Origin of the sequence: Kitasatospora misakiensis (assembly GCF_042656005.1) — a bacterium.
Lineage (GTDB): Bacteria > Actinomycetota > Actinomycetes > Streptomycetales > Streptomycetaceae > Kitasatospora > Kitasatospora misakiensis.
In genome coordinates this window covers 1-666 of record NZ_JBHSOF010000153.1, presented here as the reverse complement: position 1 = coordinate 666, position 666 = coordinate 1, and the positions used below count along the sequence as shown (strand labels likewise).

1 rRNA gene is annotated in these 666 nt (G+C 58.1%); it reads right to left on the bottom strand.

Annotated features, from left to right (window positions below):
* Window positions 1-2: 2 nt before the first annotated feature.
* Window positions 3-666, bottom strand: a 23S ribosomal RNA gene (locus ACFP3U_RS37010); the annotation flags it as partial.

The following is a 666-nucleotide window of genomic DNA, read 5'->3' as shown; positions in this document are numbered from 1 at the left end:
CTGAGGACAAGCCCTCGGCCTATTAGTACCGGTCAACTCCACCCCTCACAGGGCTTCCATATCCGGCCTATCAACCCAGTCGTCTACTGGGAGCCTTACCCTCTCAAGGAGGTGGGAGTGCTCATCTCGAAGCAGGCTTCCCGCTTAGATGCTTTCAGCGGTTATCCCTCCCGAACGTAGCCAACCAGCCATGCCCTTGGCAGGACAACTGGCACACCAGAGGTTCGTCCGTCCCGGTCCTCTCGTACTAGGGACAGCCCTTCTCAACACTCCTACGCGCACAGCGGATAGGGACCGAACTGTCTCACGACGTTCTAAACCCAGCTCGCGTACCGCTTTAATGGGCGAACAGCCCAACCCTTGGGACCTACTCCAGCCCCAGGATGCGACGAGCCGACATCGAGGTGCCAAACCATCCCGTCGATATGGACTCTTGGGGAAGATCAGCCTGTTATCCCCGGGGTACCTTTTATCCGTTGAGCGACGGCGCTTCCACAAGCCACCGCCGGATCACTAGTCCCTACTTTCGTACCTGCTCGACCCGTCAGTCTCACAGTCAAGCTCCCTTGTGCACTTACACTCAACACCTGATTGCCAACCAGGCTGAGGGAACCTTTGGGCGCCTCCGTTACCCTTTAGGAGGCAACCGCCCCAGTTAAACTACCC